The 13,860-nt window shown below is 66.4% G+C and carries 11 protein-coding genes; 5 read left to right on the top strand and 6 right to left on the bottom strand.

Translation table 11 applies throughout. The features are described 5' to 3' along the window. Window positions 1–24: 24 nt before the first annotated feature. The 3 genes from NBW77_RS08980 to NBW77_RS08990 all read left to right on the top strand — a co-directional run bounded on the left by NBW77_RS08980 (window position 25) and on the right by NBW77_RS08990 (window position 3,836). Entirely contained in the window at window positions 25–576 is a 552-nt protein-coding gene (locus tag NBW77_RS08980) for a TetR/AcrR family transcriptional regulator (RefSeq protein WP_250279559.1), read from the top strand. Between the two features lie 215 nt (window positions 577–791). Next, window positions 792–1,898 carry a phosphotransferase gene (locus tag NBW77_RS08985; protein ID WP_131747720.1) on the top strand — a complete coding sequence of 369 codons (1,107 nt, stop codon included), beginning with the start codon at window positions 792–794 and terminating at the stop codon, window positions 1,896–1,898. Window positions 1,899–2,072: 174 nt separating this feature from the next. Then, the gene (locus NBW77_RS08990; RefSeq protein WP_131747719.1) at window positions 2,073–3,836 is read left to right on the top strand and encodes an alpha-amylase family glycosyl hydrolase; all 1,764 of its coding nucleotides are present in this window, start codon (window positions 2,073–2,075) and stop codon (window positions 3,834–3,836) included. A gap of 64 nt (window positions 3,837–3,900) precedes the next feature. On the opposite strand, the gene NBW77_RS08995 is transcribed toward NBW77_RS08990, so the two are convergent. Next, a complete protein-coding gene (locus tag NBW77_RS08995; RefSeq protein WP_165486231.1) occupies window positions 3,901–4,806 on the bottom strand; it encodes a TetR/AcrR family transcriptional regulator in 906 nt (301 codons plus the stop codon). Between the two features lie 177 nt (window positions 4,807–4,983). On the opposite strand from NBW77_RS08995, the gene NBW77_RS09000 reads away from it, so the two are divergent. After that, window positions 4,984–5,676, top strand: coding sequence for an amidohydrolase family protein (locus NBW77_RS09000; protein ID WP_165486230.1), 693 nt, complete (start codon window positions 4,984–4,986; stop codon window positions 5,674–5,676). Window positions 5,677–5,705: 29 nt separating this feature from the next. Next, window positions 5,706–6,908, top strand: a complete 1,203-nt coding sequence (locus tag NBW77_RS09005; protein ID WP_165486229.1) for an amidohydrolase family protein — start codon at window positions 5,706–5,708, stop codon at window positions 6,906–6,908. Window positions 6,909–6,924: 16 nt separating this feature from the next. Here NBW77_RS09005 and NBW77_RS09010 read toward each other — a convergent pair whose 3' ends face one another. The 5 genes from NBW77_RS09010 to NBW77_RS09030 form a co-directional block, all read right to left on the bottom strand. After that, window positions 6,925–9,507, bottom strand: a complete 2,583-nt coding sequence (locus NBW77_RS09010; RefSeq protein WP_250279560.1) for a GAF domain-containing protein — start codon at window positions 9,505–9,507, stop codon at window positions 6,925–6,927. 355 nt (window positions 9,508–9,862) lie between these two features. Beyond that, entirely contained in the window at window positions 9,863–10,057 is a 195-nt protein-coding gene (locus NBW77_RS22770; RefSeq protein WP_502799460.1) for a hypothetical protein, read from the bottom strand. A gap of 1,731 nt (window positions 10,058–11,788) precedes the next feature. Beyond that, the gene (locus tag NBW77_RS09020) at window positions 11,789–12,193 is read right to left on the bottom strand and encodes a hypothetical protein (RefSeq protein ID WP_131747715.1); all 405 of its coding nucleotides are present in this window, start codon (window positions 12,191–12,193) and stop codon (window positions 11,789–11,791) included. Window positions 12,194–12,428: 235 nt separating this feature from the next. Further along, window positions 12,429–13,208 (bottom strand): anti-sigma factor, encoded by a 780-nt coding sequence (locus NBW77_RS09025; protein WP_131747755.1) that lies wholly within the window; start codon window positions 13,206–13,208, stop codon window positions 12,429–12,431. Beyond that, complete coding sequence (locus NBW77_RS09030; RefSeq protein ID WP_131747714.1) at window positions 13,205–13,831, bottom strand: sigma-70 family RNA polymerase sigma factor; 627 nt, start codon at window positions 13,829–13,831, stop codon at window positions 13,205–13,207. Before NBW77_RS09030 ends, NBW77_RS09025 begins: the two co-directional genes overlap by 4 nt. Window positions 13,832–13,860 lie beyond the last annotated feature (29 nt).

The following is a 13,860-nucleotide window of genomic DNA, read 5'->3' on the forward strand; positions in this document are numbered from 1 at the left end:
GCGACGTCAGGAGGCATGGCGACCATGGACGAGCGCCGCACCGGCACCCGGGACCAGATCCGGTCGGTTGCCCTTGAGCTGTTCGCCGAGCAGGGCTACGACAAGGCCTCGCTACGGGAGATCGCCGAGCGACTGGGAGTGACCAAAGCTGCGCTCTACTACCACTTCAAGACCAAAGAGGAGATCCTCGTCAGCATCCTGCGGGACCTCCTCGCCGAGGTTGACGACCTGGTGCGCTGGGGACAGGCTCAACCCACCTCCGCCGCAACCCGTCAAGAAGTGCTGCGCCGTTACAGCCGTCTGCTCTCTACCCGCGACGTCCAGATCACCCGTTTGTTGCAGGAGAACCAGTGCTCGATCCGAGCGCTGCCCATCGGCGCGGAGATGCACGAGCACCTCGGCCAGCTGACCCAGGTACTCGCCGACGCCGATCTGCCGCTGGTCGATCAGATGCGAGCACGACTGTCCCTGATCGCCCTGCACGTCGGGGTATTCGTGACCCGGGACCTCGCCGCCAGCGAGCAGGACCGCCGTGATGCCGCCCTGCGAATCGCCATCGAACTGGCCAACGGCTGACCGCAAGCCGGTCCGCCGGTTTCTCAATCATTCTTCATGATTGTCCACCCATACCCAACCCGCCATGGTTGCTTGTCGCAAGCTGCCGCGCCGGTGGCCCGGTATCCAGCCCAGGGGACCAGCAGCCGCACCAGGACGCACGTCCGGATCATCATGGCGGGGGTCGCAAGGTGCGTGACCGGTCCCGACAGGGGGTTGCTGTGCCAGGATCCGGTATGGTGCGTTTCCCGGTGTCGATCAAAGACCTCACCCCCGAGCTCCTGACCAGTCTGTTGGGTAAAATCCATCCGGACGTTGTTGTCGAGCAGGTGGACCTTGTCGGAGCAACACGGATCGGCCTTGCCACCGAGACTGGCGAGAAGGCCTCGACCGCGGACCGGTTGACTCTTGGGCTCCGCTACGTTGCAGGACGCGACGGCGGGCTGCCCGCACGGATGTTCCTCAAGACCCTGCTGGTGGAGGACGATCAACAGAGCCTGCCGCGGGCCGCCCCCGCGATGTATCGGACCGAAATCGGCTTCTACCAGGAGGTCCGTCCCCAGCTGGATGTGGAGGCCCCCCGGATGTTCGCCGGGGATCTCGATGAGGAGACCGGGCGGTTCGTCGTCCTGATAGAGGACCTTTCCCTCCAGGAGGCGACATTCCCCAACGCGCTCGGATCGCTGAGCCCCGAGCAGGCGGCAGCTCTGCTGTCCCAGCTCGCCCGGGTGCACGCACGCTACTGGTCGAGTCCCGACCTTCACGAGATCTTCCCCTGGCTGGAGACACCGGACTCGGGAGAGACCATGGAGTTTTTCCGGATCACGGGCCGCCGGATCTTCGACAAACAGCTGCGACTCGACTGGAAGTCCGAGATCGTCGCGGCACTGGACCGCCCCCGCGACGAGATCTGGGACGCCCTGTGGAAACTCCAGAAGCTCATGGAGAAGCAGCCGCAATGCCTGCTACACGGCGACGCCCACGTCGCCAACACCTATCTCCTGCCCACTGGGGGCGGGCTGCTGGACTGGCAGTTCTGCAAGGCCGGTAGCTGGGCCCACGACGTTGCCTACCTGATCGTGACCGCGCTCGCCCCCGAACACCGCCGGGCCTTTGAGCGGGACCTGATCGCCGGCTATCTCGACGAACTGCGCCGTCATGGCGTCACGCCGCCCGGGGCCGATGAGGCCTGGCTCCTCTACCGGCAGAACATCGTGTGGGGGGTCGTGGTGGGCTGGGTGATGACGCCACCCACCCATCACGGCCAAGCCCTGATCAGCGCCAACCTGGAGCGATGCGTGACCGCTGCCACCGACCTGGGATCCTTCGCAGCCGTCGGGTGACCGCGGTCACCCGACGGCACAGCCACCGCAACCATGCCACCCGGACCGGACGCCGGTAACCGGCCGGGCTGTGCAACGATAGCGATCGTCAGGTGATCGACGACGTCCATCCGATCTCCTCTTCCGGGATACCTCCTGGGAACCGCCGGACGCGGGATTGATAGAAAGGCGGCGATGTCCGTATACCCGTCACCCGCCGACTGGCGCGACCTGTGGATCTACTTCCTACTCGTCGATCGCTTCAACAACCCCTCCCGTCCACCGGCCAGCCGGTGGGACGACCCCTACGGCGAGTTCCAGGGCGGCAGTTTCGACGGAGTGACGGCTCAGCTCGATTTCCTCCGCGATCTCGGCGTCGGTGCGATCTGGCTGTCACCTGTACTACAGAACGTGCAGGCTCTCCCCGGCACCTACCACGGTTACGGGATTCAGAACTTCACCCGGGTCGAGCCACGGTTCTGCGCCGATCCCGACCGGGCTCGCCTGGACGCCGGCTACGGCGACGCCCAGCTGCGGACCCTGATCGACGCGGCGCACGCCCGTGGCCTGTACGTAATCCTCGATATCATCCTCAACCATACCGGTGACGTTTTCGACTATGACGGTTTCGGCGGCGAGGCACCCTGGCGGGATGACCCGCCCTATCCGGTCCACTGGCGGGGAGCGGACGGTCAGCCCAACCCGAACTGGTCGTCGCCTCCGGTCGAAGTAGACCCGGCCGCCGCCGTGCATCCGGTTGGCCTGCGCGGCAACGAAGCCTTCCGGCGGCGCGGCAACGCCTTCGGCGCGCCCGGCCACGACCCGGCTGCCGCCGGCGACTTCTTCACCCTGAAGGAGCTGGTCACCGATCGGCAGGAGAACGGCCGATACCCGGTGCGCGACACGCTCATCGCCTGCTATGCCGATATCATCCGGCGCTTCGACGTCGACGGATTCCGTATCGACACCCTCATGTATGTTGAAGCCGACTTCGCGCGAACCTTCGGTAACGCTATGCGGGAGCACGCGGCCGCGTACGGCAAGAAGAATTTTTTCACCTTCGGTGAGGTGTACGCCGACGAGCAACGCATAAGCGGCTACGTCGGCCGTCACACCAATACCGGAGGCGATCTCGTTGGCGTTGATGCCGCCCTTGACTTCCCCGTGTTCTATGTACTTCCACGGATGGCGAAGGGTCAGGCAGCTCCTTCAGCCCTGGTCGAGACGTTCCGACTGCGCCGCCAGCTCGAAGAGAACGTCATCAGCAGCCACGGTGACGCCAGCCGCTATTTCGTGACCTTCCTCGACAATCACGACCAGCCCAGCCGCTACCACTACCGGGACCCGGCTGATCCCGACCTCTACGACCCGCAGCTTTCCCTTGGCCTCGCGTCCCTCATGGCCCTCCAGGGAATCCCGTGCGTCTACTACGGCACCGAGGCGGGACTGCATGGCACCGGTAACTCTCCGGAGGCGGTCCGGGAAGCCTTGTGGGGATCTTCCAAGGCATTCGATCTCGCTCAGCCGGCCGCCGTGACCCTCCGCCAGCTGTCCGAACTGCGCATGGAGAACGCGGCGCTGCGCTACGGCCGCCAGTACTTCCGCCCGGTGTCCGGCGACGGCATCCACTTCGGGCTGTCCCCCTACCCGGGCGGTTGGCTGGCATGGTCACGAATCCTTGCCGACACGGAGATCGTCGTAGCTGCGAACACCCACACCACCGAACCGTGGACAGGACACGTCCTGGTCGACTCGACCCTGATCAGCACCGAGGCTCCACCGCGACTGCTGTACAGCAACCAGCCCACACCTACGTTCCCACAACAGTCGACCAACCGCCCAGCCGGTACCGTCACCGTCGATGACGGCACCGGCATCAGTGGTGGTCCGATCCGCACGGTCGCCGTGACACTCGCTCCCATGGAGGTGCAGGTCTTCACGACCGCACCGCCTGGCTGATCGGCCGGATCTGCCTGTACTGATCAGCCGCCGTCAGCCCCGGGCCTCCGCGGCCGTGTCGCAGCTATTTGCAACTCCGGCCGACGGTGGTTGGGATCTTTCGTGAGGACGGTGCGGTCAGCATCCCGGACATGGCCTCGATCAGATCGGTGACCAGGTCGTCGGGGTCGTCCAGGTCGTCCAGGTCGTCGGGGTCGTCGGGGTCGTCGGGGTCGTCGGGGTCGTCGGCCGAGGGAACGGCAGCGGTATCCGGATCAGGGACGGGCATGGGACCGCCCGCGGGGCTGACGACCTGGCTGGTGACCGCGGGTTCCGGCTCGGCGGGCAGCGAGCACTCATAGTCGGCAAGCGCAGCAATGGCCATCCGCATGGCAAGGTGGAAACGGCGCCGGAAGACCGGTTCGGGCAGAGCGGGAAGAGCCTGGCGCAGAATGCTCCGGGCTTGGCGGAACGTGGAGTCGGTCCCGGTTCCGGCACGCCGGACGTACTGGTCGCGCACGTGGTCCGCCTGAAGGCGGGCCAGGAAACTGATGTAGTGGCAGTGCCCGACCAGCTCCGCCAACGGCCTCACGATGACCTCGATCGTTGCCCGTACCGTCACCTCTGCCGCGATTTCGGCCGCGGACCCGACCCGACCCTCCGGAAGAGCCCCCACCGGCCACGCCGCAGCTCCATGGGTAGCCGCGGCCTGAGCGAGGAGCTCCGCCCGCCGCGCGTTGAGCATGGTTGCACGATGCCCGAAGATCGCTTCGAGAAGTCGGTCCTTGTTACCGAAGTGGTACTGGGCCGCGCCGGTGTTATGGCTTCCCGCGGCGGCCGCGATCTCACGTAGCGACACTGCGTCGATGCCGCGCTCCGCGAACAGGCGCTCGGCAGTCGCGATCAGGGTATCGCGGGTGATCCGTCCCCGTTCGTAGCCACCCCGTCGCCCCTTCGTGTCACGGTTGCCGGTCGCGATCGGGACGCTCACCCGTCCAGTGTGACGGATCGGCCGCCTGGTCGGCCCGGCATACGGCCGCCCGAAACCTCTTTCCGCAATCTGGCACATACGCTTTAATTCTGGATGTCGGCTTGACTCCGTGATCGACCTCGGACCATCGGTCGATCAGGCCGGCGTTTACAGATCATGCCTGGAGGAGAGAAGTCCGTGGTGCTTCTGCGAGGCGCGAAGGTTGTCGACGGCACCGGTGGACCGGCCCGAGCCGCCGATGTCATGGTTGAGGGCACGCGGATCACCGCCGTCGGCGAGCCGAACTCGGTAGCCGTCGGGGACGATGTGGTGGACCTCAACGGCCTTGTGCTGGCGCCGGGGTTCATCGACGTCCACACCCACTACGACGCACAGGTGCTGTGGGACCGGGACCTCACCCCGTCGTCCTGGCACGGCGTGACCACGGTCATCATGGGCAACTGCGGCTTCGGGATCGCACCGACCCGCCCGGACGCGCGAGGGACGATCGCGCGGACCCTGGAGAACGTCGAAGGAATGTCCCTGGAGGCGTTGGCCGCCGGCATCCCGTGGACGTTCGAGACGTTCCCCGAATACCTCGACGCGGTTGAACGGGACGGTATCCGGCTCAACGTCGGAGTCATGATCGAACACACCCCGTTACGGCTCTACGTCCTCGGGAACGAGGCCACCGAGCGTGCCGCGACCGACTCGGAGATCGACCGGATGCGCAGGCTGGTGGCGGAGGCACTGGATGCCGGTGCGGACCGGCTGGTCGCCCGCAGCCACGGCGTCGATGCCGTTTGGGTCAACGGCACGCGGACGCGGGTGGACGGCAAGGACATCGACGGCGTGCGCAGCGCAACGCTGATCCGCCGGACCAACGCCTGAACCCGGTCGAATCCAACAGTGGAGGTTCCATGACCGTCGAAATCCCACCGATCATCTCCGTGGACGACCACGTGGTCGAACCGCCACACCTGTGGCGGGAATGGCTACCCAGCAGATACCAGGACTCGGGCCCGCGCATCGTACGTGCGCCCTACGAGATGGTTCCGGAGAACGGGTGGCCGTTCCGGATGGCGACCAGCGGTCCGGAGACCGACTGGTGGGTGTACGAGGACCTGCGCTACGCCATCGTGGTTGGAATGGCATCCGCGGGCAGGAAACCGGAGGAAATCGGCAAGGAGCCCGTCGGGTACGACCAGATGCGGCCGGGATTCTACGAGCCCAAGGCGCGTCTGGCAGACATGGACATCAATCACGTGGAACGGTCGCTGTGTTTCCCGACGTTCCCCAGATTCTGTGGCCAGACCTTCCACGAGGCCGCCGACAGGGATCTCGCGCTGGCGTGTATACACGCCTATAACAACTGGATGGTCGAGGAATGGTGCGGTGACAGCGGAGGCAGACTCATCCCGCTGTGCCTGATCCCGCTGTGGGACGCCAAACTCGCCGCCGCCGAAGTACGCCGCAACGCCGCCCGTGGCGTGCGCGCGGTCGCCTTCAGCGAACTGCCGGCAAAGCTCGGCCTACCCAGCCTGCACGACACCGAACGACGGTGGGACCCCTTGTTCAGAGCATGCGAGGAGACCGGAACGGTACTGTGCATGCACATCGGGTCGTCATCACAGTTCCTCACCACCTCCGCGGACGCACCGACGAGCGTACGCATAGCAATCACAGCGGTGAACTCCCAGATGGCAATGGCGGACTGGCTGCTGTCCGGTGTGCTTGCGCGGTTCCCCACCCTCAAGGTCGCATTCTCGGAAAGCCAGATCGGGTGGATGCCGTACCTGTTCGAGCGCGCCGACCGGGTCTGGCGGATGGGTAACGCGGCGTCCGGCCTGCCGCCGGAGATAACCGAACCGCCCAGTAGCTATGTTGCCGGCCGGGTCTTCGGCTGCTTCTTCGAGGACGACTTCGGGCTCGCCAGCCGCCACGCCATCGGCGTCGACCAGATCACCTTCGAAAGCGACTACCCTCACCAGGACACCACCTGGCCGAACACCCGCGCCTATGCCGAGCACGCGATGAAGGAACTTCCCTCCGAGGACATCGACAAAATCGTTCGGACGAACGCGATCCGGATGCTCGAACTCCCACCGAGCCTTCCCGGATAGTTACCGCACAGGTGAGTCACCATGGTGGCGCTCCGGTTCGGGCAGCACCGGTTTCGGGCAGCAGCTGAACGATCGGGACATGCCAGGTGAGGGTGGTACCGGTGCCGTCCTTGCCCGGTCCGAACTCCATCCGTCCGCCGAGGTCGAGCGCGCGGCGCCGCAGGTTCGCAAGCCCGCCGGCCCGGGGTGCCCGACCGGGTCCTCGCCCGTTGTCGTGGACCTCGACCAGAACGTCGTCACCGGTGACCCTGATCAGGACGCCGATGCCGTCGGCGTGGGCATGGCGGGCGATGTTGGCAACGGCCTCACGAAGGGCAGCCAGTAGATGCGGGCGTATCGACTCGGGAATACCGTGATCGATCGGCCCCTCCAGCCGGATCTTCGCCGTGCGCCCCAGATGGTCCTCGGCCTGGGCGACGATCCGCTGGATCTCGGTCCGCAGATCCACGCCGGTGGTCGGAGGCCGCAGCGAGAAGATCGTTCGACGGATCTCCTCAATCGTCTCGTCGAGTTCGTCGACCGCCGCGACCAGGCGTACGCCTGGCTGGCCCTCGACGAACCTGGCCAGTCCCTGGAGCTGAAGACCGGTCGCGAACAGCCGCTGGATGACGACGTCGTGCAGGTCCCGGGCGATGCGGTCGCGGTCCTCGAAGACGGCGAGCCGTTCACGGTCCCGCTGAACCCGGGACAGTTCGATGGCCAGCGCCGCGTCGTTCGCGAACGCGGCAGCCATCTCCAGGTCGGCCGGGGCGAACGGGGCGGCGTCCGGACCGTTGCCGAGGACGAGCACTCCCAGCGGTTCTCCGGCCACCACCAGAGGAAGAATCATGAATGTGCTGATGGACAGCCCCTGGACAGGTGCCGCGAACAGGCCCCGGTCCTGTTCCACGTCGTCGATGCGGACGGCACGTCCGGTCCGCATGGTGTCGGCGTACCGGGTGGCGCCGGCCCCAAGAACGAATCCGCGGAGTTTTTCGGGATCGGCGTCCAGCCTCGGCGCGACCTCGGCCACCGCAACTGCCAGATCACCTGATTCGGTGGGTACCGCGATGACACCGATGTCGGCGCCGGTGACCTCCCTACCCCGGCTGGCGACCAGTCCGAGAGCGGCCTGAGGCTCCGCGACGAACAGTAACGCGGCGGTGATCTCGGCTGTCGCCGTGAGCCATGCCTGGCCGCGTTTCGTCTCCTCGTAGAGCCGGCGGACCTCCCGCTCGGACCGGTCCCGTTCAATGGCTGCGGCGAGCACGTTCGCCACCGACTGGACGAAGTGTGCCTCGTCCCGGGTGAACCGGCGTGGTGTCGTACTGTGAGCGGCAAGGACACCGAAGGCGCGTCCAGACCCACCGATGCGCGCTCCCACGGTGGCGCCTACCCCACCCGTCCGCAGCCATGGCTCGATCCCGATTTCCGGCCTGCTGGCAAGGTCGTTGACCACCACCGGCTGTTCTCCCGTCAGGACCATGCCGGCCAGCGAAGTAGCCGCGATCGAGACGGGCCCGACGGATGCCGGGCCGGCCGGCCGACCGACACATGCCCGAGCAACCAGAACACCCGCCTGGTCCGCGGACAGCGGATCACACTCGAAAAGATCGCATAGCGGGACTTCGAGTGTTGACGCGACCAGCCTGACAGCCTCGCCCAGCAGGGTCGACACGTCGAGCCCGGACAACGCACGCTGACCGAGCCCGGCCAACCCCGCCTGCTGGCGTTCAGCCCTGCGAAGGTCGGTGACCTCCGTCAGGATCAGCGCCAGCAGGGTCCCGCCCTGATGAACGAACGGAACCACCGACGCCCGCAGCGAGCGGCTTGGCCCGGAGCCCGGGTTCAGGTCGAGGTCGCCGAGTTGGGGCTGGTTCGTCCGCAACGCGACCGCGGCAAGGCCCCACTCGCCTCCGAGCTGACGTCCCTCGCCATCGGCCGGCCGCAGCACCTCGAAAAGTTCCTCGAGCGCGTCGCCCACCTGCTGCGACATGCCGAGCATCCGGTCGACGATCTCTGACTTCCGCCGTACCCGCAGAGCGTGATCATAAATGATCACCCCTATGGGTAACTCGTCCAGGCGGGCGCCCTGAGACATCAGCTCGAGCAGGACCGTGTGCTCACTGAGCGCCTCCGCACTGCGCCGGGAGTCAGTGATGTCCACAATCGTTCCGGCGTTTCCGACCACTTCGCCGGACGCGTCACGCAGGACATTGGCCCGGATCTGCACCCACCGGTAACTCCCGTCACGGGTACGGTACCGGGTCTGGTGCTGGCGGTGATCGGCTCCTCCGGCAACCGCCACCATGAACAACGCGACCATGCGCTCGAGTTCGTCGGGGTGGACGTGGTCGAGAAAACCCGTGCCGAGACTGGAACCGATCTCGAATCCGGTCAGTGTCGTCCAGGCTCGGTTCAGGTACGTCCACCGGCCCTCCGCATCGGTTCGGAACACCACCTCGCTGAGGGTGTCCAGCGCTGGAGGCAGGCCGAGACCACCATCCTGACCAGCACAACCTGCCGATCCCTCACCATGGTCGGCTGAGCCCTCACCGCCGCGACCGGTGTCGGCCGCGTCCGTGGATCCATCCAGCGCGGAATCACCCGACAGAGACATTGCGCAGCACCGTTCCCAACCTCATGTATGGATGTCGGGGATATCTTTTCCGATCTGCGCCCAGTCGCACAGGGAGCACCCGCGAGCAATCCGACCGCGGTGAGTTCGGCGCTCGGCGCTCCCACGAGCCGTCGATGCCAACACGAACGGAAGGTCACGGTTGACGTTGACGTCCACACCAAGAAGAAGATCATCGATATTGGAGGCCCGGAGTCGTCCGCGGCGCTGAACGCGACCTGCCATGCGTGCGACACCTGACTGTCCCCCGCGCGGCGTACCAGGACAGGTCCAGGACCCTTCCGCCGGCCCCACTTCGGGAGGGTGTCCCGAAGTGGGGGACGTCCGGAGAATCCTGTTATTCCGGTCCCATTTCCCTCAGCCGTGTCTCCACGTACCGCGCGCTGTGCTTCGTCTTGTCGACGATCCGTTGCACGAGGTCGTTGAGGTTCTCGGCGGTGTCGATGTCGGCGGAGCCGACCTGCCCGAACTGATCGAGAATCTGATACCGGAGCTGCGCCCAGTTGTCCCGCAGCTGCCGCTCCTGTCGCAACCGTTCCGCTTCGACCGACTGGAGGTCGGGCTGCACCGCGAGCTGCGGCAGGTTCGCCCGGCGGACCGAGCGCCGGGTCAGGCCCTCCCGCTGCTTGCTGCCCAGCCGAAGTGCGGCTTTCGCATCACCCGGCGCGCTCCAGGTTTCCATCTTTCCGGTCACCGGATCGAAGAAACCCAGGTAGCCTCCTGGATTGACGCCGAAGGACTGCAGGGTCCGGCCGTTGTGTGCACGGCCGAGAAAATCGTTGCGCGCGCCGACCTGCTCGCCCGGAGTGAAGTACGGCGGGAGGACGAAGTTCGACATGTCCACGCCATCGACCTTGTACGTCTCGCCCTGCACGGCATCGCACATCTCGTACCAGTGCATCACCCACCGATTCGGGTCAGCGGGGTGCGGACCGGCGGCCAGCTTGTTCACGTTGGCGTCACCGATCAGCTCCAGCGCCTCGTGGGAGAGGGTGACGCTGTACGGCTCATCGAGCTGATCGGCGAGCTCCGTGAAGACGAAGCCGAAAGGCAGGCCGGCGTTGTTCTCTGCGTGAAAACCAATCACACCCGGGACGTCAGCCTTGTTCCACAAATACAAGATCGCGTCACCGCGAAGCTCCGGTGGCTTCTCGCGGTCGGGCTGGGCGCTCGCCCGGCCCTCCAGCCGGAGCACCGCGGACTGGCCCCAGTAAGGGTAGAAGTCATCGGCGATCTGCCTGTTGACCGCCCGCACGACGTTCAGAACCTCCTCGTCATTCTTGCCGGACATGTTCAAGAGCGAAATCTGCACTGAAACTCCCGAGAAGACACGATCGCCGAACACTTACAATCCTCCGAGGTCGCCCAGACGAAACGACTCCGGACTACCGGCCGGCCATATAGCCGGGATACCCGGTCGCTGGCGCGTCTATGAAGACATAGGCGAACGATCGGACCTCCGGTCCCGCACCGACCTACCGGTGGCGACAATCACGGGATTGCTGTGCCGACTCCAACTGGCCTGCCGGTCACCGTAGCAGGGTTCAGCGAAGCCAGCTCGGCGTGGACGGCCGGAACGAACGGATTGACCCGCCATGGCCCACCGATATCGGTATCCTGCCGTTCGAACGCCGACCCGGCATTGTCGGCGGGTCGCAACCACGACCGGGCGGAGTCGGAGTCGGAGTCGGAGTCGGCGAGTAACGCGCACGGGTCCTGTCATCCGATTCTGGATTTCACGTGAAAGAGCAGGCGCAACCGGAGGCAAGCCCCCTTCCCGTGAGCGACTGCACGGATGCTCACTGACCCGGGTAGAAGACCCGGGTCGGCCCCAGAGACGGCGGACGAGCCGCCCGGACAGCGATGCCCAGCCGCGAGCTACCCAGGGCGCCGCCAGCTGTGCCCGTCTCCCACCTTCCTCTCGGGACGTGGCACCTCTCGCAACGTGGCGCGACATCACCGCCTGGATGAGGTGGGGTTGTCCCCACCTCGAGGACGGCGGCGTGCAGGACGGAGCGCCTCGGACCGGCCTTGATGAGGTCACGAAAGATGCCGCCAACCGGGTCCGTGTCGCAGAATGCGTCGGACGCGGTTGGCGGCAGGGAGCCGGCCCATCTTGTCGAGTTTGTCGAGTGGCCGGGCAGCCGGGCAGCCGGGCAGCCAGGCACCTTCGTTGGCCGAAGGCGACGCGATCGCGATTTTTCTCACGCCGCCGGATGCCCCGAGCCCCTCCGGATTCCCACAGCCGGCATGGGAACCCCGTTTACGCGTGCTGCGAGCGGATGGCGGAGATCTGCGGCGCCCGACGGGGGCTGTACTGGTAGTTGGTGACGAGGCTGACCGCGAGAACAGCCGCACCACCGGCAATGTAGAAGGCGGACAGGCCGCCGTCGGTATCGGTGAAGGCAAGCGCGAACGGCGCGAGGACGAGCAGCGCGGATGCGAGGTAGTCGCCTGCCGAATGCACCTGGAAGGGCAGCACCTTGACGACACCGAGCGGGTAGCGGGTGAGCATGCTCACCACGGCAACCACGGTTCCGACCGTGACGCCGGTCGCCACGGCCACCGACGAACCACCGGCCGCAAGCGGAACAATGATCAGCAGTGCCGCGACAGCATAGTCTGCGATGGCGTGAAACCATGCGGGCAGGAAACGAACGAGGGACATTGTGGAACCTCCGGGAAGATGGTCTGGCCGTTGGAGTACCCGCCTGTTGTTCGTTCCCGGGTCCCGCCTGGATGGGTCCCTGGACGGATTTGTTGTGTTGATTTTTTCTTTGATCGACTAAGGTGGACGGACAGGTCGTCGCCCGCTCCGCCTGCCCGGTAGGCATAAATCGGCACGGGTCGGCACAGGTCGGTTGCGCATTCGGGCCAGGTATGCGAACGGCTCAGGTACGTACTCAGGTACGTAGCGGTGCGCGGACGAGTGGAGAGGTGGTGGGCCGCGTCGAACCACCGGGTGGCTCCGCGGTGACAGCTACGAACCGGGTGTCACCGACGTCGCCCAGCAAACGGTCGACGGCGACGACGTCACCGCCGGCAATGCCTGCCGAACGTACCCGGGTCGCTCCGACCAGCCAGAACTGGTAGACCCGACCGTCGGGAAGCGTGGGCAGGTCCCGCGCCGAGACCAGGGCGCTGTCGCCGACCGCCACAACGGCAACGGTTCCGCCTCCGACAAGTGGCATGGATGCGGATCTGGTCAGCGCGGCGGACGCGAGGGCACTCAGACTGTCGGCACGGTGCCGCGCGCTGTCCAACTGCTGGTACTGGTCGGCCACGGTGACACCGAGTGCGACACAGACCACCACGACCGAGACGGCGGCAGCCGTCACCGGGCGCCGCCGAAGGGGCCGGTCCTGCCGCATACTCCGGTGGCTCCGGTGGCTCCAGCGGCTCCAGCGGCCGTTCGCGAGGGGATCCGGGACCGCCGGCGCCGGGACCTGCGCCGGGACCTGTTGGGTGGACGCGATCTGCCCCAGCACCGCCGAGCGCAGCGGGCGGGGAGGCTCCTCGACGACGGGGTCGGCCAACGCCGAGGCTGCGGCCCTCAACCCGGCTACCTCCTGCGAGCAGTTTCCGCACACGGCCAGGTGTCGCTCCACCAGCGTCCGCTCGTCGTCGTCCAGGGCGTCGAGGGCGTATGCACCGGTCAGCACATGGACGTCCGGGGGGCTCATCGTCCGATCCCCAGGCAGTCGCGCAGCCGGATCAGGCTGTCGCGCATCCTCGTCTTCACCGTTCCTACCGGGACCTTCAGCAGTTCCGCGACTTCCCGGTAGGTGTACCCGCGGTAGTAGGCCAGGGTGATGGACTGACGCTGAAGCGTGGTGAGTCCATTGAGGCACTGGCGCAGATGTTCGTGTTCGAGCCGTGCCTCGACCTGTTCGACCACATCGTCGAACCCGTCGAAGTCACGGTAGTCGAGTATGGCGACTCGACGCTCACGTTCGGTCGCTGCCTGCGATGAACGGACGCGGTCAACGGCCCGGCGGTGCGCGAGCGTGTACACCCAGGCCGACGCGCTGCCCTTGGCCGGTTCGAAACGGGCGGCAGTCCGCCAGACCTCGACGAAAACCTCCTGGGTCACTTCCTCCGACTGCGCCGGGTCCCGCAGGACACGTCGGACGAGCCCGAACACCCGGGACGCGAGCAGATCGTAGAGCGCGGCGAACGCATCGGAGTCACCGCGTCCGGCGCACTGCAGGAGATCGTCCGCGTGCGCCGTGAAGCCCGCCGCGGAACCGCAGGAGCCCACGGGCGCAGGGCGGAGTACGCGGCCTGGGTTCTCGTTACCTCGCATTGACTCCCGTTTCTCGCCCGTGAGGGTAA

Origin of the sequence: Frankia sp. Cppng1_Ct_nod (genome assembly GCF_920656135.1) — a bacterium.
GTDB lineage: Bacteria > Actinomycetota > Actinomycetes > Frankiales > Frankiaceae > Protofrankia > Protofrankia meridionalis.